At 34.4% G+C, this 20,465-nt stretch carries 16 protein-coding genes; 14 read left to right on the plus strand and 2 right to left on the minus strand.

Annotated elements, in window-relative coordinates:
* Nucleotides 1–347 precede the first annotated feature (347 nt).
* The 10 genes from H8R22_RS13215 to uvrB all read left to right on the plus strand — a co-directional run bounded on the left by H8R22_RS13215 (nt 348) and on the right by uvrB (nt 15,397).
* Entirely contained in the window at nt 348–2,870 is a 2,523-nt protein-coding gene (locus H8R22_RS13215; protein WP_187010857.1) for a M14 family metallopeptidase, read from the plus strand.
* Between the two features lie 165 nt (nt 2,871–3,035).
* Complete coding sequence (trmD, locus tag H8R22_RS13220; protein ID WP_187010858.1) at nt 3,036–3,713, plus strand: tRNA (guanosine(37)-N1)-methyltransferase TrmD; 678 nt, start codon at nt 3,036–3,038, stop codon at nt 3,711–3,713.
* A gap of 171 nt (nt 3,714–3,884) precedes the next feature.
* Nucleotides 3,885–4,235 carry a 50S ribosomal protein L19 gene (rplS, locus tag H8R22_RS13225; protein WP_187010859.1) on the plus strand — a complete coding sequence of 117 codons (351 nt, stop codon included), beginning with the start codon at nt 3,885–3,887 and terminating at the stop codon, nt 4,233–4,235.
* A 240-nt stretch (nt 4,236–4,475) separates the two neighbouring features.
* The gene (locus H8R22_RS13230) at nt 4,476–6,698 is read left to right on the plus strand and encodes an NADP-dependent isocitrate dehydrogenase (protein WP_187010860.1); all 2,223 of its coding nucleotides are present in this window, start codon (nt 4,476–4,478) and stop codon (nt 6,696–6,698) included.
* Nucleotides 6,699–6,829: 131 nt separating this feature from the next.
* Nucleotides 6,830–9,238, plus strand: a complete 2,409-nt coding sequence (locus H8R22_RS13235; protein ID WP_187010861.1) for a TonB-dependent receptor — start codon at nt 6,830–6,832, stop codon at nt 9,236–9,238.
* Between the two features lie 6 nt (nt 9,239–9,244).
* On the plus strand, nt 9,245–10,066 hold the full coding sequence (locus H8R22_RS13240) for a DUF4249 family protein (RefSeq protein ID WP_187010862.1): 822 nt from the start codon (nt 9,245–9,247) through the stop codon (nt 10,064–10,066).
* Between the two features lie 84 nt (nt 10,067–10,150).
* Nucleotides 10,151–10,813, plus strand: a complete 663-nt coding sequence (locus H8R22_RS13245; RefSeq protein WP_187010863.1) for a thiamine diphosphokinase — start codon at nt 10,151–10,153, stop codon at nt 10,811–10,813.
* Between the two features lie 109 nt (nt 10,814–10,922).
* Nucleotides 10,923–11,867 carry a 23S rRNA (adenine(1618)-N(6))-methyltransferase RlmF gene (gene rlmF / locus H8R22_RS13250; RefSeq protein WP_187010864.1) on the plus strand — a complete coding sequence of 315 codons (945 nt, stop codon included), beginning with the start codon at nt 10,923–10,925 and terminating at the stop codon, nt 11,865–11,867.
* 290 nt (nt 11,868–12,157) lie between these two features.
* Nucleotides 12,158–13,240: an alpha/beta fold hydrolase gene (locus H8R22_RS13255; protein ID WP_187010865.1), complete on the plus strand. Its 1,083-nt coding sequence runs from the start codon at nt 12,158–12,160 to the stop codon at nt 13,238–13,240.
* A 165-nt stretch (nt 13,241–13,405) separates the two neighbouring features.
* Nucleotides 13,406–15,397 (plus strand): excinuclease ABC subunit UvrB, encoded by a 1,992-nt coding sequence (gene uvrB / locus H8R22_RS13260; protein WP_187010866.1) that lies wholly within the window; start codon nt 13,406–13,408, stop codon nt 15,395–15,397.
* Here uvrB and H8R22_RS13265 read toward each other — a convergent pair.
* Nucleotides 15,394–15,789, minus strand: coding sequence for an excinuclease ABC subunit B (locus H8R22_RS13265; RefSeq protein ID WP_317171765.1), 396 nt, complete (start codon nt 15,787–15,789; stop codon nt 15,394–15,396). The genes uvrB and H8R22_RS13265 overlap by 4 nt on opposite strands.
* A 63-nt stretch (nt 15,790–15,852) precedes the next feature.
* Between H8R22_RS13265 and H8R22_RS13270 the strand changes: the two genes are divergently transcribed.
* From H8R22_RS13270 to H8R22_RS13285, 4 genes are read left to right on the plus strand one after another with little or no spacing between them, the layout of a single operon-like run.
* Nucleotides 15,853–16,656, plus strand: a complete 804-nt coding sequence (locus H8R22_RS13270) for an alpha/beta hydrolase (protein WP_187010868.1) — start codon at nt 15,853–15,855, stop codon at nt 16,654–16,656.
* 17 nt (nt 16,657–16,673) lie between these two features.
* Nucleotides 16,674–17,693 (plus strand): dipeptide epimerase, encoded by a 1,020-nt coding sequence (locus tag H8R22_RS13275; protein ID WP_187010869.1) that lies wholly within the window; start codon nt 16,674–16,676, stop codon nt 17,691–17,693.
* Between the two features lie 52 nt (nt 17,694–17,745).
* Nucleotides 17,746–18,207 (plus strand): DUF1456 family protein, encoded by a 462-nt coding sequence (locus H8R22_RS13280; RefSeq protein WP_187010870.1) that lies wholly within the window; start codon nt 17,746–17,748, stop codon nt 18,205–18,207.
* A gap of 10 nt (nt 18,208–18,217) precedes the next feature.
* A complete protein-coding gene (locus tag H8R22_RS13285; protein ID WP_187010871.1) occupies nt 18,218–18,874 on the plus strand; it encodes an NAD(P)H-binding protein in 657 nt (218 codons plus the stop codon).
* A gap of 100 nt (nt 18,875–18,974) precedes the next feature.
* On the opposite strand, the gene sucC is transcribed toward H8R22_RS13285, so the two are convergent.
* Nucleotides 18,975–20,168 (minus strand): ADP-forming succinate--CoA ligase subunit beta, encoded by a 1,194-nt coding sequence (gene sucC, locus H8R22_RS13290; protein ID WP_187010872.1) that lies wholly within the window; start codon nt 20,166–20,168, stop codon nt 18,975–18,977.
* Nucleotides 20,169–20,465: the final 297 nt, after the last annotated feature.

Below are 20,465 nucleotides of genomic sequence, written 5' to 3' on the forward strand. Positions count from 1 at the left end.
TTGAAAAAGCTTTCATATAATATAGATTGATTTAATTTTCGCTATAAAAGTAGTTAAAAAAAAATGTTTACAAAAACGATATCGTAGATATTGTTCGCAATCACCATTGAGCCTCAAATCCTCTAAAAAGCAATCTTGACACTATAAAAATTAGTGCTATATTTGTTTTGCTTTATTTTGCTTGATCATGAAATCTGATTTTTAACCAATCAAAAAAATGAGGTATGATAAAATGAATTACTTAAAAATTAAATATGCCTCAGCAGTTTAATATCAATTAATCTAGATTTATGTTCACCACGTTATAAGATCAATTAACTTTTAAAACCAAATCAAAACCAACAACTATGAAGTTTATCTACTATTTTACTTTTTTAATAGCTATCACTGTCAGCGCACAGCAAAAAAAGCAACCAACACTCGATTATTATTTACCTCAAAATGTAACCTACAACAAAAACATTCCTACTCCTAAAAGTGTGTTTAATTTTGAATTAGGCGAAATGCATACGGATCATACGCAACTGGCTTATTACATGAAAGAAGTAGCCAAAGTATCTGATAGAATTGCAATTGAAACTACGGGTTATACGTTTGAAAACCGACCATTGCAACTATTAACCATTTCGAGTCCAAAGAACTTAGCTCGTATTAAAGAAATTAATGAACAACATCTCGCAAATCTGACTGCAGGAAATAAGCAAACCAATATTGCTGATATGCCTATTGTGGTTTATCTAGGCTACTCTATTCACGGAAACGAATCGAGTGGATCAGGAGCTGCGATAGCGTTAACGTATTATTTAGCTGCTTGCGAAAGCGCAGAGCTTGAAAAAACACTAGAAAATACCGTAATTTTATTAGACCCCTGTTTTAACCCAGATGGAATCCAGCGTTTCTCTACTTGGGTAAATAGCAATAAAAGTACCAACTTAGTCACGGATCCTAATGATCGTGAGTTTAATGAAGGCTGGCCACGCGGACGATTTAATCACTATTTGTTTGATATGAATAGAGATTGGTTGCCTGTACAGCTACCAGAGAGTCAAGCCCGCATCAAGACCTTTAGAAAATGGATGCCTAATGTCTTGTGTGATTTTCACGAAATGGGAACCAATTCGACCTACTTTTTTCAGCCTGGTGAACCTACAAGAACCAATCCACTGACTCCAGAGTTGAATCAGAAATTGACGATGAAAATCGCAAGTTACCATGCTAAAGCATTAGATAAAATAGGTAGTTCTTACTTTATCGAAGAGAATTACGATGATTTTTATTACGGCAAAGGTTCGTCCTACCCCGATATTAATGGCTCGGTAGGAATTTTATTTGAGCAAGCAAGCTCTAGAGGTCATGCTCAAGAGAGCGCTAACGGAATTATTACTTTTCCGTTTACGATTAGAAACCAATTCACTACTAGTTTATCAACTTTGCAAGCTACTTCAGAGATGCGAACCGATTTGCTAGAATACCAGCGTGATTTTTATACAAATGCACGATCTGAAAGTAAAAAGAGTAAATTTAAGGGCTTCGTTGTAGGTGATGAAAAAGATGCCACTAGAGTAAATGAATTAGCAAAAATTTTAAGTCAGCACAAAATTGAAATGCTTGCCTTAAAAAATGACATCACGATCAATAATAAAAAATTCAACAAGGACATGAGTTACATCATTCCTGTTGAGCAGCAAAACACGAAGTTGATCAATGCTATTTTTGATCGTCAAACAAAATTCAAAGACAGTTTATTTTATGATATTTCGGCTTGGAGTTTTGATTTGGCTTTTAACGTGAATTTTGAAGGCGTTAATTCTCTTGCCGATGGAGGGGCAAAATATGAACCAAGAGCAAAAGTTGGAGCAGTTAACACCAAAAGTGATATTGGTTATTTAATTGAATGGACTGATCATAAATCTCCAAAACTATTGTACCAATTATTATCAAAAGGTCTACGAGTAAAAACTACGTCTAAACCTTTTTCTAATAAAGGCAAAGCTTTTAGTTACGGAAGCCTATTTGTTCCGGTACAAAATCAGGAAATGACATCTGAAGAAATACATAACTATTTGACTGATATAATAAGCGAGTATAGTTTTGATATTACAGCAGTCGAAACAGGTTTTACGGATGGTATAAATCTTGGAAATCCCAATTTTGAAACTTTAGAAACACCAAAAGTGGCCATGGTTGTGGGCAAAGGAGTTGATCCTGCCGATGCAGGAGAAATTTGGCATATGTTTGATCAAAAAGCAGCAATGCCTTTGACCAAGATAGATGTTGACCAATTATCAAACGTAAATCTAAACAGATACAACACCTTAATTTTAGTTAATGGATATTACGGTAGCCTTTCAAAAGAAACAACTACTAAAATAGAACAATGGGTACAAAATGGCGGAACCTTGATAGCTTATCAAGACGCCATAAAATGGTTGAGCGCTTCAAAAATGATAGAGCTCGCCTATAAAACAAATAAACAAGAGGCTAAAAATATTAGCTTTGAACAAAAAGATGATTTTAGGGGTGCTCAATTAGTGGCAGGTGCTATTTTTGAAGCCAAATTGGATTTGTCTCACCCAATCAACTTTGGAATGCCAAGAAATTCTCTCCCAATGTTCCGAAACAGTTCCATAATTATAGAGCCTAGTAAAAATAGTTATGACAATCCAATTCAGTATACCAAATCGCCTTTAATAAGCGGTTACATCTCAAACCCTAACTTAGAATTATTAAAAGAGTCTGTTCCTTTTCAATCCATCCGAAAAGGAAGTGGAAAAATAGTAGTTTTCACGGACAACACCAATTTTAGAGCTTTTTGGTTAGGAACCGAAAAACTACTGTGGAATGCTATTTTCTTCAATAAATTAATGTAAAAGTATGTAAACTATAACATAGTACACATGATAGTTAGCCTCTAAAATTTAAATTCTAGAGGCTAACTTATTTTTGATTAGCTCCTATTTTAGCATACCTTACTTCACAAATTTCCATTAAAAAACTTTGTACCTTTGGACTTTTAAAACTTAGAGCTAAAAATTATGCGCATTGATATTGTTACCGTCTTACCTGAACTATTAAGGAGTCCTTTTGAAGCTTCGATTATGAAACGCGCTATTGAAAAAGGACTTGTAGAGGTGCATTTTCATAACTTGAGAGATTATACAACTAACAAGCAAAAAAGCGTAGATGACTATCCCTATGGCGGAGGTGCCGGCATGGTCATGACGGTACAACCGATAGATGCTTGTATCACTCATTTGAAGAGCGAAAGAACCTACGATGAGATCATTTATATGTCTCCGGACGGTGAAACTTTAAATCAAAAAATGGCCAACACTATGTCGATGTATGAAAACATCATCATTTTATGCGGGCACTATAAAGGCGTAGATCAGCGTGTGAGAGACCATTTTATCACTAAAGAAATATCTATAGGTGATTACGTTTTATCAGGAGGAGAATTAGGAGCGTTAGTTTTATCAGATGCTTTAATCCGATTGATACCAGGTGTACTGAGCGATGAAACCTCAGCCTTGACAGATAGTTTTCAAGATGGGCTTTTATCCGGACCAATCTATACCCGACCTGCTGATTACAAAGGATGGAAAGTACCCGAAGTATTAACTAGTGGCAACTTTGCTAAAATTGACAAATGGCGCGAAGACATGGCCTACGAACATACTAAAACTAGAAGACCCGATTTACTTGAAGAATAAACAAAGTTTAAAAATTATGAGTTGAACAGTCAAAACTCTGAACTTTTTAACTTTAAACAAAATAAACAATAAACTTTAAACTTTTTTTTCTACTTTTGCACCCACTTTAGACTAACCTCTGGCGAGATCCGTGTATGTTGCTCTAATTCAAAACCATAATTAGCATTTAAAATGGCAAATTTAGTAGATTTCGTTAATAACGAATTTGTTACAAGAAAAGATTTCCCTGTATTCGGAGCTGGTGATACTATCACTGTGTACTACGAAATTAAAGAGGGTGAAAAAACAAGAACTCAGTTTTTTAAAGGAGTTGTAATTCAAAGAAGAGGTACTGGAAGTACTGAAACTTTTACAATTCGTAAAATGTCAGGTGCAGTTGGTGTAGAGCGTATCTTCCCAGTTAACTTGCCAGCTTTACAAAAAGTTGAAATCAACAAGAAAGGTGCTGTACGTAGAGCAAGAATTTTCTACTTCAGACAACTTACTGGTAAAAAAGCAAAAATCAAAGACAAAAGAAGATAGTTTACTATCTCTTTATCATAAAAGGTCCCAACAATGTTGGGACCTTTTTTTGTGTAAAAAAACCAACTACAAAAATAACAATTTATTAAAATCTCGTTAGTTCTCATTTTATTGGCTATTTTGCACCTAAAACGCTATACGTTTTTAGTCTGATTTTCATATATTTGCTCTGCTTAATTTTTAGCAAAATATACATTCTACATCCTAATATACCACGGATACGATTATAAAATAATAACAATGACACAGAAATCGAAAATTGCCTACACCTTAACAGATGAAGCACCTTTATTAGCAACTTATTCTTTTTTACCTATTGTTCAAGCATTTACTGCAACTGCAGGAATAGAGATCACCACTGAAGACATCTCTTTAGCAGCAAGGATTTTAGCTAATTTCCCTGAATTTCTTACCGAAGAACAAAGAGTAAAAGACTCGTTAGCAGCCCTAGGAAAACTAGCAACTGCACCAGAGGCTAATATCATTAAATTACCAAACATATCTGCATCAGTACCACAACTAAAAGAAGCAATTGCTGAATTGCAATCTCATGGTTACATGATTCCGAATTTTCCTGAAGATCCAAAAACGGATATCGAGAAAGAAACTAAAACAAAATACTCTAAAGTACTAGGTTCAGCTGTTAATCCAGTTTTGCGTGAAGGTAACTCTGACCGTAGAGCTCCAAAAGCAGTAAAAAACTATGCTAAAGTAAACCCCCATTCTATGGGAGCATGGTCATCTGAATCAAAAACTGAAGTTGTATCGATGGAAAGTGGTGATTTTTACGGAAGTGAAAAATCAGTTACTATAACAGAAGCTACTGATATAAAAATAGAATTTGTTTCAGAAGATGGTACAACTACTGTATTGAAAGCAAGTACTCCGCTTAAAGTGGGCGAAATCATCGATAGTTCTGTAATGCACTTACAAGCATTAAAAGCTTTTGTAAAAATAGCAATAGCTGAAGCAAAAGAAAAAAACATATTGTTATCAGTTCACCTGAAAGCAACGATGATGAAAGTATCTGACCCAATCATTTTTGGTGCAATTGTAGAAGTTTATTTTGCTAGCGTTTTTGAAAAATATGCTGCTTTATTTTCAGAATTAGGAGTTGACACACGCAATGGTTTAGGTGATGTTTATGCTAAAATAGCGGGACGCCCAGAACAAGCAGAAGTAGAAGCCGCCATTAATCAAGCAATTGAAAACGGACCAGCGCTTGCAATGGTAAATTCAGATAAAGGAATTACAAATCTTCATGTTCCCTCTGATGTAATTGTAGATGCTTCGATGCCTGCTATGATTCGTACATCAGGACAAATGTGGAATAAAGACGGAAAATCGCAAGATACACTTGCCGTTATTCCTGATCGCTCTTATGCTGGAATTTATACGGCAACAATAGACTTTTGTAAAAAGAACGGTGCTTTTGATCCAACAACAATGGGAAGTGTTCCTAACGTAGGTTTGATGGCTCAAAAAGCAGAAGAATACGGTTCTCATGATAAAACATTCCAAATGACTGCAAGCGGTATAGTTCGCGTTGTAGATACAAAAGGAACTGTTCTTATGGAACAAGCTGTTGATGCTAAAGACATTTTTAGAATGTGTCAGGCTAAAGACGCACCTATTCAAGACTGGGTTAAACTTGCTGTAAACAGAGCTCGATTATCTGCAACTCCAGCTGTTTTTTGGTTAGACGATAAAAGAGCACACGACAGACAGTTAATAGAAAAAGTAAACTTATACCTAAAAGATCACGATACTACTGGACTAGACATTCGTATTTTAAACCCAATTGAAGCAACTAATTTCACATTAGAGCGCATCAAGAAAGGAGAAGATACGATCTCTGTGACTGGTAATGTATTGCGTGATTACTTAACCGATTTATTTCCAATTTTAGAATTAGGAACATCTGCAAAAATGTTATCAATCGTTCCTTTAATGAATGGTGGTGGATTATTTGAAACAGGTGCAGGAGGATCAGCACCTAAACATGTTGAGCAATTCACGGAAGAAGGATACTTACGTTGGGATTCTCTTGGAGAATTTTTGGCACTAGGTGCTTCATTAGAACATTTAGGACAAAGCTTAAATAACTCCAAAGCGATCGTTTTATCTGAAACTTTAGATCAGGCTAATGACGCTTTCTTGAGAAACGATAAATCTCCTGCTAGAAAAGTAGGTCAAATTGATAACCGTGGATCGCATTTTTATTTAGCTATGTATTGGGCTGAAGCACTTGCTGCTCAGGATAAGGATGCCGACTTAAAAGCAATTTTCACTCCTATCGCACAAGAATTTAAAACAAACGAAGCAACAATAAATACGGAGTTAATTAATGCACAAGGTAAAGCACAAGAAATAGGAGGTTACTACCAACCTAATCCTGCTTTAACTAGTATTGCGATGCGACCAAGCGCAACCTTTAATGCTATACTAGCTAAAATAGCGTAAGCTACTACCTATCATATATCTAGAAAAAGACAACCACAATTGGTTGTCTTTTTTTATTAACGTATATTTAATTTTTGTTTAAACACTATTTATTTATCTTTTAATCAAATTTGCAATTCTAAATAAAAAAGATGTTAGTAAAAAAAATAATTCATTTTCTTCTATGTTTATCGTTTACAGCAATTGCATTTTCGCAAGAAAAAAGCACTGTAGATCCAGCTAAAAAGAAATTCACACTTAGTGGTACCGTTGCTGATGGAAGAAATAATGAAACGCTAATTGGAGTAACTATCTACTTCCCTGAGCTAAAATCGACTACCACCACTAATGAATACGGTTTTTACTCTATTACTCTTCCCGCAGGAACCTACAAAGCATTAGTTAGTTATATCGGATTTCAAACTTTTTCAAGTCAAATTGATCTCTCAGATAATAAAAAATTGGACATCAATCTTATCGTTGATGGAGAAGAATTAAAAGAAGTAATCATTACCGATAAAAAATACAGCAACGATATTCGATCTCCTGAAATGAGTTTAAACAAACTCTCCATTTCGTCTATAAAAAAAATGCCTGTTGTTCTTGGTGAGGTAGACGTCCTAAAATCACTGTTATTACTCCCGGGAGTTACTAATGCTGGTGAAGGCGCATCTGGTTTTAATGTTCGTGGTGGAGGTGCTGATCAAAACTTAATATTACTTGACGAAGCAACAATTTTTAATTCATCTCACGTCTTCGGATTTTTCTCTGTTTTTAACCCTGACGCAATCAAGGACTTAAAATTATACAAAGGGGGAATTCCTGCTAATTATGGCGGCCGTGTATCTTCTGTTCTAGATATTTATCAAAAGGATGGCAACAGCAAAGAGTTTCATACTAATGGGGGAATAGGCTTAATTTCAAGCAGAATATTACTCGAAGGCCCAATAGTAAAAGACAAAGGCGCATTCTTAATAGGGGGGCGAAGTTCTTATGCACATCTCTTTTTAAAATTATCTGAAGAGCAAAAAAACAACGCAGCTTACTTTTATGATTTAAACATGAAGTTAAATTATAAATTCGACTCCAATAACAGCGTGTACTTGTCGGGTTATTTTGGTAGAGATGTCTTTTCTTTAAATAATAGCTTTACTAATATTTATGGCAATACTACTTTAAATTTAAGATGGAATCATCTTTATTCCGATAAATTATTTTCGAATCTATCTCTAATTTACAGTGATTATTATTACGGGCTTAACCTCGATTTCGTAGGCTTTCAATGGGATTCGGGTATAAAAAATTACAATATTAAGTATGATTTTAAAAATTATATTTCTGATAATTTCAAACTGAGCTATGGTGTTAATGGAATTTATTATGAATTTAACCCCGGAACTATTAGACCATCAAATGAAACATCAGGAATTAATTTTGACCAACTTGATAAAAAATATGCTTTCGAACCCTCAGTCTACCTAAGTGCAGAGCAAAATATAACTGATAAACTAAGCATTAATTACGGATTAAGATATAGTATGTTTTATAGACTAGGTGCTTCGACTGTCAATTATTATACTGATAATAATCCAGTTACTTTCAATCCTGACTTACAATTATACGAGAAAGCAACCCCAATAGCAACAGAATTTTTTGGTAAAAATAAAGTCATTCAAACCTACAATAACTTAGAACCTAGATTATCTATTGCCTATCAACTAGACGACACCCAATCTATAAAAGGGAGTTATAATAGAATGTCGCAATACCTACAACTTATTTCTAACACCTCATCTCCTACTCCATTAGATGTTTGGTTGCCTGCTGACAATTATATTAAACCTCAATTAGCAGATCAAGTGGCTCTTGGATATTTCCGAAATTTTAAAGATAATGCCTACTCCTTAGAAGTTGAGGCTTATTATAAGATAGTCAAAAATAGATTAGACTATATTGATGGTGCTGATTTGATTGCCAACGAAGCCATTGAACAAATCATACTGAACGGACGATTGCGCTCTTACGGTTTAGAATTTATGCTTAAAAAGAACGAGGGGCGATTTAATGGATGGATTTCTTATACTATTTCAAAATCTGAACAGCAAACTCCTGGAAGAACTCCTGCAGAGTCTGGAATTAACAATGGCAATTGGTATAACTCTGTTTATGACAAATTGCACAATTTAGCAGTAACTACAAGCTATAATCTGAATAAGAAATGGTCTTTTGGAGGTAATTTTGCACTTCAATCAGGACAGCCTGTAACTTATCCTAATGGCCAATATACGTATTTAGGAATCACTGTGCCGAGTTATGGATTACGCAATAAAAACAGACTTCCTGCTTACCATCACTTAGATGTTTCGGCAACTTTAACCCCAACTAAAAATAACTCTAGGAATTGGAAAGGAGAATGGGTATTTAGTATTTATAACATTTACAACAGAAAAAATGCGGCTTCGATCAACTTTAGACAAAATGAAGATTCAGGAGCAAATGAAGCAGTGAAAACATCCATTTTTGGAGTCGTCCCTGCTGTTAGTTACAATTTTAAATTCTAAAAAAAAATGAAAAAAACACATCTAATTATAGCCTTCTTTTCTATCTTATTACTCAATTCTTGCGAGGAAGTAGTGCAACTTGATCTTGCTGAAGCACCTGCGAAAATTGTAATCGAAGCTTCGATAAAATGGCAAAAAGGAACTTCAGGAGCCTTACAGAAAATAAAATTAACAACTACGACAGGTTTTTATAACACTACTGTTCCTGTCGTTTCTGGAGCATCAGTTATTGTCAAAAACAGCAGCAATGGCATCTTTACCTTTAACGAAATTAGCGGCACAGGAGAGTATGTTTGCAACAATTTTGTTCCTGTAGTTAATGAAACATATACGCTTACAGTCACTAGCAACAATCAGACTTATATCGCAACTGAAAAACTACAATCAGTAGCACCAATAACTGAAATAATTCAAAATGACAAGGGAGGGTTCACTGGTGATAACATTGAGATCAAAACCTATTTTAACGATCCTGCTAACGAAAACAATTACTATCTGTACAATTACAATTACTCCAGTCAAGTGTTGCAAAACTTTTATGTTGATGAAGATACTTTTTATCAAGGAAATCGATTTTTCAGTGTTTCCCTGAGTGATAAAGTAAAGAAAGATGATAAAATTACCGTAACCCATTTTGGAATATCAAAATCATATTACAACTATCTAAGCGTTTTACTAAGCATCGCTAGTAATGGAGGAGGAAGTCCATTTCAAAGTCCACCTGCAACCGTTCGTGGCAATATCGTAAACATGACTAATGCCACTGACTATCCCTTGGGGTATTTTTCGTTAAGCGAAACTGACAAGCGAGAATACATTGTTCAATAATCAAACACAATCTCAATTGGCACAAATCGATATCACACTACAAACAATTACTATATTTGTACTCAATAATCTAAATTAACTACTTTGTCTTCACACCATATTGTTCGCGACGATCAAGAACCAGCTTTAATAATTGCTAACGGTTCCTCTTGTAATACAGAACTGTTAGGACAATTGTTAGAGTGGTCTCCATTGGTTATTGTTCTCGATTCAGCCATGGAACGTGTCATGAAATTAGACATCAAAGTCGACGTTTTACTTGGAGACTTCGATAGGGATTTTGATCCAAACTACTATAAAGAAAAACAATATCCGTTAGAAGTAGTTCATACTCCCGACCAAAACAAAACAGATCTTGAGAAAGCGTTTGACTATTTATACGAACGTAAAATCCCTGCTGTTAATGTGGTTTGGGCAACAGGAAAACGTACCGATCACACTATTACGAATCTGACGAACATAGCCCAATATCGCGACAAATTAAAAATTGTTATTTTAGATGACCATTCAAAAGTTTTTTTATTACCAAAAAAGTTCGAAAAATGGTACACTGCTAAAACACCAATTTCATTAATACCAATAGGTGAAGTTACTGGAATTCATTCTCAAAATTTATTTTATCCTTTACAGAATGACACACTCACAATTGGCTATCGAACGGGAAGCAGTAATCATGTCATCAGTGACGGAATGGTTGTAATTGAACATGAGGCCGGAGATTTGTTAATCATGGAGTGCTTTGATTAATAAAAAAAATAAAAACTACCCTACAATAAATAGAGTAAAGCATTCTTTTTACATAACTTGCACCAGATTTTGACAAAGAAAGACCTAAAATGTCAAGAAACAGCAAAAAATGATGTCGAAGCAGCTCACAGAAAAAACGAATTTACACTCAAGAAATCAGCATAGATCAAGGTATGATTTTGAGTTTTTAATAACGAATTCTCCTGAATTAAAACCATTTGTTTTAATTAACGAACATGCTATCGAAACTATTGATTTTAGCGACCCTAACGCTGTTAAAGCTTTAAACAAAGCATTACTAACAAGTTACTATGGAATCAAAAATTGGGATATTCCAGAATTTTACCTTTGCCCTCCTATTCCTGGACGAGCAGATTATATCCATTATATTGCTGATTTATTAGGTAGTAACAACAATGGTGTTGTCCCTCAAGGTGAAACGATTAATGGTCTAGACATAGGGATCGGAGCAAACTGTATTTATCCTATCATAGGACATGCAACATATGGTTGGCACTTTTTAGGAACTGATATTGACGAAAAAGCTATAGAAAATTGTAGTTCAATAATTGAAAATAATCCACAATTAGCAGAGGTTATCAGTTTACAACAACAAACAGAATCGCGTTTTATATTCAAAAACATTATAACTCCAGAAGATCGATTTACTTTTACCATTTGCAATCCTCCATTTCATAAATCACTTGATGAAGCGACAAAAGGAACAATTAGAAAAATATCCAATCTAGAAAGTAAAAAAACCAACAAACCTATCTTAAATTTTGGAGGTCACAATGCCGAATTATGGTGTGAAGGTGGCGAATTAGGTTTTATCACCCAAATGATATTCGAGAGTGCAAAGTACCCACTTCAATGTTTCTGGTTCACAACTCTAGTTTCTAAGCAATCACACTTAACTAGTATCTACAAGACCCTAAATAAAGTAAATGCAGCTACTATTAAAACTATAGACATGGCACAAGGCCAAAAAATAAGCAGAATAGTAGCTTGGACATTTTTAAGCGAAAAACAACAAAAGGAATGGAAGTTTTAAAATTCCCCTCTTTAATATTTAGACTTATTTTAAAAAATATTATACTTTCACGTTTTAGCTATAAAAATTTAAGAACCATCCGTTAACTCGAATGGTTTTTCATTATCACTTCATATTATGATAAATGACTTTCACCTTCCGTGCCAAATAAAGTAGGAAAAAAAATAAAGACTCCTGATCGCTCTAACTATTTTTGTTGTAATGAAACTTCGTCATTACATTTAACAGCTATACTTTCAAAATCAAGATAGATAATCCTTATTTTTATAAAAAATTAAACGATCCTGAAAATGAAAGTAAATAAATTATTGTTTCTACTCCTACTAATTATTTTTTGTATTCAAACTACTGATGCGCAAATGGCTTTCCCAAAACCTTTGGAGGGTGACTACACTATTAAAAATTTCAACTTTAGAAGTGGTGAAAATTTAGAAGAACTCAAGCTACATTATACAACCATAGGAAAAATAACTAAGGACAAAAATGGGCAAGTTAATAATGCTGTTTTAATAATGCATGGTACCACAGGAACAGGGGCTGCTTTTTTAAGTGACCAATTTGGCGGAAATCTGTTTGGAAAAGGGCAACTTTTAGATGCCACTAAATACTTTATTATCTTAACCGATGACATTGGACACGGTAAGTCATCAAAACCTAGTGATGGTATGAGAATGAAGTTCCCTAAATACAATTATGATGACATGGTTTTAGCTAACTATAAGCTTCTAACTGAACATTTAAAAATAGATCACCTTCGTTTAGTAATGGGAACATCAATGGGTGGAATGCATACTTGGGTTTGGGGTTATACATATCCAGACTTCATGGATGCTTTAATGCCGCTAGCTAGCTTACCGGTAGAAATTGCAGGTAGAAATCGTATTCAAAGAAAAATGGCAATCAAATTAATTGAGATGGATTCTGAATGGAAGGGCGGTAACTACATTGAACAACCTAAAGAAGGAATGACAGGAGCAATACTGTCACTAATGTTCATGGTAAGCAGCCCTTTACAATGGCAAATAAATGCCCCTACTAGAGAAACAGCTGAAGCCATGATGGAAAAAACTTTAAGCAGATACTCTTCTATTTTAGATGCAAATGATTTAATCTACGCATTTGATTCTAGTAGGGATTACAATCCACAACCTTTTCTTAGTAAAATAAAAGCACCATTAGTTGCTATTAATTCGGCAGATGACCAAGTAAATCCTCCTGAGTTAGGCATTATGGAAAAAGAAATTAAAAATGTTACAAACGGAAGCTTCATTTTACTCCCAATAACTGATAAGACTTCGGGACATGGTACCCATTCCAACCCTAAAATCTGGGGAGAGCACTTAGAACAATTATTGAAAAACACAGAAAAATAGTCAATTTTCTTAGATTGATTCTAGTAAGAAAAGCTAAGAATCAAGTAAACACTACAATAACTAAAAACCATTCGTTAACTAGAATGGTTTTTTTTGATCTTTACTTTCCTCTATTAATGCCAATAAACTTCGTAACTTTGTAGGTCTAAAAATGCCTCTCAAAACATGAATTTTCAAGTAGTATCAGATTACCAACCTAAAGGAGATCAGCCACAAGCTATCGAAAAATTAACGCAAGGAATTATCGATGGAGATCAGTTCCAAACCCTTTTAGGTGTAACAGGATCTGGTAAGACATTTACAGTTGCCAATGTAATTCAAGAGGTACAAAGACCAACACTAGTTTTAGCGCATAATAAAACATTAGCGGCACAATTATATTCAGAATTCAAGCAATTTTTCCCTAATAATGCTGTTGAGTATTTTGTATCCTACTACGATTATTACCAGCCCGAAGCATTTATGCCCGTAACAGGAGTTTTCATTGAAAAAGATTTATCCATCAATGAAGAACTAGAAAAAATGCGCTTAAGCACAACCTCTTCCCTACTCTCTGGCCGTCGTGATATTTTAGTAGTCGCATCTGTATCTTGTTTATATGGTATAGGTAATCCGGTTGAATTTCAAAAAAACGTAATTGCAATAGAGAGAGACCAAACTATTTCAAGAACTAAATTGTTACATAGCTTAGTGCAAAGCTTGTACTCTCGCACGGAAGCTGACTTCACACCTGGTAACTTTCGAATTAAAGGAGATACCGTCGAGGTGTATCCTAGCTATGCCGATGATGCTTTTAGAATACACTTTTTTGGTGATGAAATTGAAGAAATTGAATCTTTTGATGTTAAAACTTCTCAAGTAATCGAAAAGTTCGAAAAACTAACTATTTATCCAGCTAACATGTTTGTAACATCCCCTGATGTTTTACAAGGTGCCATATGGGAAATTCAGCAGGACTTAGTTAAGCAAGTAGATTATTTTAAAGAAATAGGAAAACACCTTGAAGCGAAAAGACTAGAGGAGCGAACTAATTTTGATTTAGAAATGATCCGTGAACTAGGATATTGTTCTGGCATCGAAAACTACTCTCGTTATCTAGATGGTAGATTGGCTGGAACAAGACCCTTTTGTCTTTTAGATTATTTTCCAAAGGATTATTTGATGGTTGTAGATGAAAGCCACGTAACCCTTTCACAAGTACATGCTATGTACGGTGGCGATAGAAGCCGCAAAGAAAATTTAGTAGAATACGGATTTAGACTACCGGCTGCAATGGATAACAGACCATTAAAGTTTGAAGAGTTTGAGGCAATGCAAAATCAAGTAATTTATGTATCAGCAACGCCTGCAGACTATGAATTACAAAAAACAGAAGGCGTTGTAGTAGAGCAGGTAATTCGTCCAACCGGATTATTAGATCCTGTGATTGAAATTCGACCAAGCCTAAACCAAATTGATGATTTAATCGAAGAAATTCAAGTACGATGTGAACTTGACGAGCGCGTTTTAGTGACAACACTTACTAAAAGAATGGCCGAAGAACTAGCTAAATACCTAACCAAAGTAAATATTAGATGCCGCTATATACACTCGGATGTGGATACTTTGGAGCGCATCGAAATCATGCAAGATTTAAGAAAAGGAATTTTTGACGTACTGATTGGAGTCAACTTACTCCGTGAAGGTTTAGATTTACCCGAAGTTTCTCTGGTAGCAATTTTAGATGCAGATAAAGAAGGTTTCCTTAGAAGTCACCGTTCTTTAACACAAACTATTGGTAGAGCGGCGAGAAACATCAATGGAAAAGCAATTATGTATGGCGATAAAATAACAGCAAGCATGCAGAAAACCATAGATGAAACAGAATATCGCCGTACGAAGCAAATCAATTTTAATACAGAAAACAACCAAACACCTCAAGCACTAAATAAAAAAATTGAAAGTGCTTTTATTAAGAATCCTTTGGTTGAGTACGAATTGGGCCTTACTATGGATGCTGCTGCAGAGCCGGAAACACAATACATGTCTAAACCTGAACTAGAGAAAATTATCCGCGAAAAGCGAAAATCAATGAAAAAAGCAGCAAAGGAATTAGACTTTATGCAGGCAGCAAAATTACGAGATGATATAAAAAAATTACAGGAACAGCTTACTTAATTTTGTTGCTCCTTAAAAATTTGCAATAATTCTCCTGGTTCAATGATCGTATTTGGAGACTTTTTCATTTTTTGTAAAACGCGCTTAGTAGCATTAGGATTTAATCCCATCGATAATGATATTTGATAAATAGTTGTAATTTCTTTTTCATGCAAGACGCCATCACAATTCATCAAAAGTGCTAACCTATAAAAATGTTGGATTCTTTTAAATTCAGATTGTATTATATTTTTTGGTGCTTCTTGATGAAATAAATCATTAAAACCACCTTTCTCAATATCTAGAACATTTGCAACTAAAAACAGAAAGTCGTACTCTTTTTTATGCAACTCTCCATCTACAGTTGAAAACGCAATCATATCTAAAAGTAAATTCTTTTTTTCTTCTTCCATATCCATGTAATTATTATTTTTAGCTAAAATATCCTTTTATAAACGAAATCACAAAAACTACTCATGATAAAACAAAAAATCCTTTTTTTGCTATTTTTTTTATTGAGTTTTAACATTTTTGCACAAAAACAAGAGGTAAGTAAACAAGTCAGCACTTTTACTATAAAAGCGCCACAGCTAAACACCGAAAAAAAAATATGGCTTTACCTTCCAGAAAGCTATTCTACATCCAATAAAAAATATAGCGTAATCTACATGCATGACGCCCAAAATTTATTTGATCCTAAAACCTCTTATTCTGGAGAATGGAATGTAGATGAAAAGCTTGATAGTTTACAAGCACAAGTTATTGTAGTAGGCATCGAGCATGGCAATGACAAGAGAATGGACGAACTTACCCCTTTTAAAAACGATAAATATGGAGGAGGAAAAGCAAACGATTATCTAGACTTTATAGTGAATACATTAAAACCTAAAATTGATTCCACCTACAGAACTAAGAATACTGCAAAAAATACATTAATCATGGGAAGTTCCCTCGGTGGCTTACTATCCTTTTATGCGACTTTAAAATACCCTAAAGTATTTGGGAAAGCGGGCGTATTCTCTCCCTCCTTTTGGTTCTCTGACGAAATCTATTCCTATACTCAGAGACAAAAAAAAATCAAAAGTAAAATCTATTTCATTTGTGGTGACAATGAAAGTGCAGATATGGTTGCCGATTTAAACAAAATGGAAACAGTAATCAATTCAAAAAGATGCTACTGCCTAAATCTCAATGAAAAGAGAATTGTTAAAGGAGGTCAACACAATGAAAAACTATGGCGTGATGGTTTCGTTAAAGCTATCCAATGGCTCAAATTTTAAAATTTAGCAGCAAAAAAATGGAACTAATTATCAGGACATTCGACTTACAACTTCAACATACCTTTAGTATTTCAAGAAAATCAATAAATACTCAACCTACCGTAATTATAGAATTAAAAAGCGAAGGAATATCAGGGTATGGAGAGGCAACTTCAAATCCGTACTACAATGTAAGTGTTAACACAATAATAAGCGACTTAGAAAAAATTAGACCAATAATAGAACGTGATTCTGACCGTACCCCAGAGATTTATTGGAAGCAAATGCATATGCATCTCAAAGACAATTTATTTGCCCTTTGTGCTTTAGATGTTGCCTATACTGATTTATATGCACGGAAGAAAAAGCAAAAATTATTTCAAATGTGGAATTACACTATAACCAATAATCCCCTGACTGATTACACTATTGGAATAGATACGATCGCAAAAATGGTAATTAAGATGAAACAAAAGCCGTGGCCAATCTATAAAATAAAACTAGGCACTTCTGACGACATCGCTATTGTTACGGAATTAAGAAAACACACCAACGCCATATTCCGCATTGATGCGAATTGCGGTTGGTCAGTCAGCGAGTCTTTACAAAATGCTGTAGTACTAAAAAAGTTAGGCGTTGAATTTTTAGAGCAACCACTAGCAGCAGAGGACTGGGATGGACATTCAGAACTTTTTAAAAAATCAGTATTACCAATAATAGCAGACGAAAGCTGTATTACAGAAACCGACATTCTTAAATGTTACAAGCACTTTCATGGTGTTAATGTGAAATTAATGAAATGCGGTGGAATTACACCTGCTAAAAGAATGATTGAACAAGCTAGGCAACTTGGGTTAAAAACAATGGTAGGTTGCATGACGGAGTCGACAATAGGAATTTCGGCAATAGCACACCTATTACCTATTTTAGACTATGTAGATATGGATGGGGCTCTACTATTAGCGAAAGATATAGCCGAAGGAGTTACAATAATAGAAGGTAAGATCATATACTCTGAACTAGATGGGACTGGATCAAGACTATATGAAGTACAATAAATTAATAAGTTCTAAATTATATTAAAAACGTACCTTTGTAAAAAATAAATCGATGACAAATAACGATATCTTTAAAAAACTTCGTGTAGCGCTAATGTTACGTGATGACCAAATAGTTGAAATTTTAGAGTTAGTAGACTTTAGAATTACCAAATCAGAATTAGGTGCTTTCTTCCGTGACGAGAAACACGAAAATTACATGGAATGTGGTGACCAAGTTTTACGTAACTTCCTTAACGGATTAGTTATTCATTTGCGTGGAACAAAGGAAAACCCTAAGAACCCAAAAGACGTTCTAGCGAAGCATAAAGCACAAATTCCAGCTAAAGACGGAGCAAAAGAAAGACCAGAATTTAAGGCTAAACCAAGAGACGCAGAAAAATCTAGAGGCGACGAAGCTCCTACTAAATCTAAGTCGGCCACAAAGAAACCTTCGAAAAAACAATTTCCAAAAGGAAATAATAAAGTTCAGGTGGTAGAAAAAGTCAAATTTAATTTTGGCAAAAACAAATAATAAAACGATTATGAAAACTGCTTTAATCATAGGAGGTACGGGCTTAATTGGCAGCAAGCTGCTTAAACTACTACTTGAAAGCAGTGATTATGAGAAAGTGATTGCGTTTAGCAAAAGAGAAATGCAGCTCAAACACCCAAAGTTGGTTTTAGAAATAATTGACTTTGATAAACCAGAATCTTATGCTAATCTCGTGCAAGGTGATGACTTCTTTTGTACAATAGGAACAACCATTAAAAAGGCAGGAAGCAAAGAAGCGTTTAGAAAAGTAGACTATCAATATCCAAAACAATTTGCCACTATAGCTTTAGAAAATGGTATAAAGCAATTTTTGCTTATATCTTCACTTGGAGCCGATGAAAAATCAGGTAACTTTTATCTAAAAACTAAAGGTGAAATTCAGTCATTTCTTAAAAATTCGAGTTTCGATAGTGTTTCTATTGTTCAGCCTTCCCTTTTATTAGGTGATCGTAAAGAATTTAGATTTGGAGAACAAGTCGGAGCTGTTGTAATGAAAATATTTTCATTTTTACTTATTGGGAGTTTAAAAAAATACAAACCCATTCATGGCGATACCGTTGCAAAGGCTCTTTTTACAGTAGCACAAAAAAGTAAAAAGGGTTTTACAATCTATGAGTCTGATCTACTTGAGCAACTAGGTAATTAGTAAATCACTCCTTCTAATCAACGAACTTTATTTCACATCAATACATAAAAAAATCCTGAGCTTACACTCAGGATTTTTTACTATATAACTATTTCTTAAATTAAGAAAGTGCTGCTTTTACTTGGTCAGCTGCTTCTTGAAATTCAACTGCAGATAAAATTGGCATTCCAGAATTATCAATTAATTCTTTTGCAATTGCTGCGTTAGTACCTTGTAAACGAACAATAATTGGTACTTTAATAGCATCACCCATGTTTTTGTAAGCATCAACAACTCCTTGAGCAACACGATCACAACGAACGATTCCCCCAAAGATATTGATCAAAATTGCTTTTACGTTAGGATCTTTTAAGATAATACGAAATGCAGTTTCAACACGTTTTGCATCAGCAGTTCCTCCTACGTCTAGAAAGTTAGCAGGCTCAAAACCAGCATACTTAATTAAATCCATAGTTGCCATCGCTAAACCAGCTCCGTTAACCATACAACCTACTGTTCCGTCTAGATCTACGTAGTTTAATCCTACTTCTTTAGCTTCAACTTCAATTGGGTTTTCTTCAAGAACATCACGCATTTCGGCGTAGGCCTTTTGTCTGTATAATGCGTTATCGTCAATGTTAACTTTAGCATCAACTGCTAAAATTTTATTATCTGATGTCTTTAATACTGGGTTAATTTCAAACATTGAAGCATCAGAACCTACGTAAGCATTGTATAAAGAATCGATAAATTTCACCATTTCTTTAAAAGCATTTCCAGAAAGGCCTAAGTTAAAAGCAATTCTTCTTGCTTGAAAACCTTGTAGACCAACCGAAGGATCGATCTCCTCCGTGAAAATTAATTCAGGAGTGTGCTCAGCAACTTCTTCGATATCCATTCCACCTTCAGTAGAATACATAATCATATTACGACCACTTGCTCTATTCAATAAAACAGAAACATAAAACTCAGAAGTTTCAGATTCACCTGGATAATAAACATCCTCAGCGATCAAAACTTTACGTACTTTTTTACCCTCTGCTGAAGTTTGAGGAGTAACTAGTTGCATACCTATTATTTGCTCAGAAATCTCCTCTACTTGTTGTAAGTTTTTGGCAAGTTTAACTCCACCACCTTTTCCACGTCCACCTGCGTGTACTTGGGCTTTTACAACATACCAACTCGTTCCCGTTTCAGTAGTTAATTGTTTTGCAGCAGCAACAGCTTCAACCGCATTATTAGCAACGATTCCACGTTGAATGCGAACTCCGTAGCTAGCTAAAATCTCTTTTCCTTGATATTCGTGTATGTTCATAATATAGAATTTGTCTGAATCCTGAAGTTATTTCAGAATATAAGTGGGACAAAAATAACAAAATTCATCTAAACAGAGAAATGTTTTATCTAATTAAAATTCTAAAATTTAAACAATAAAACTAATCGCGGTAAAATCGTTGGTAGTACATTTAACATTTAATAAGGAGATTAGAATAAAAAATAGCGAAAACGTTGTAAACTTGATATTTATAACATTTTATAATCTTTACTCACACACCATAAAATGGCTAGAATAGGAATATAATAATAGACAGACCCACATGCAGTATTATTA

It is taken from the genome of Flavobacterium kayseriense, from assembly GCF_014305095.1.
Lineage (GTDB): Bacteria > Bacteroidota > Bacteroidia > Flavobacteriales > Flavobacteriaceae > Flavobacterium > Flavobacterium kayseriense.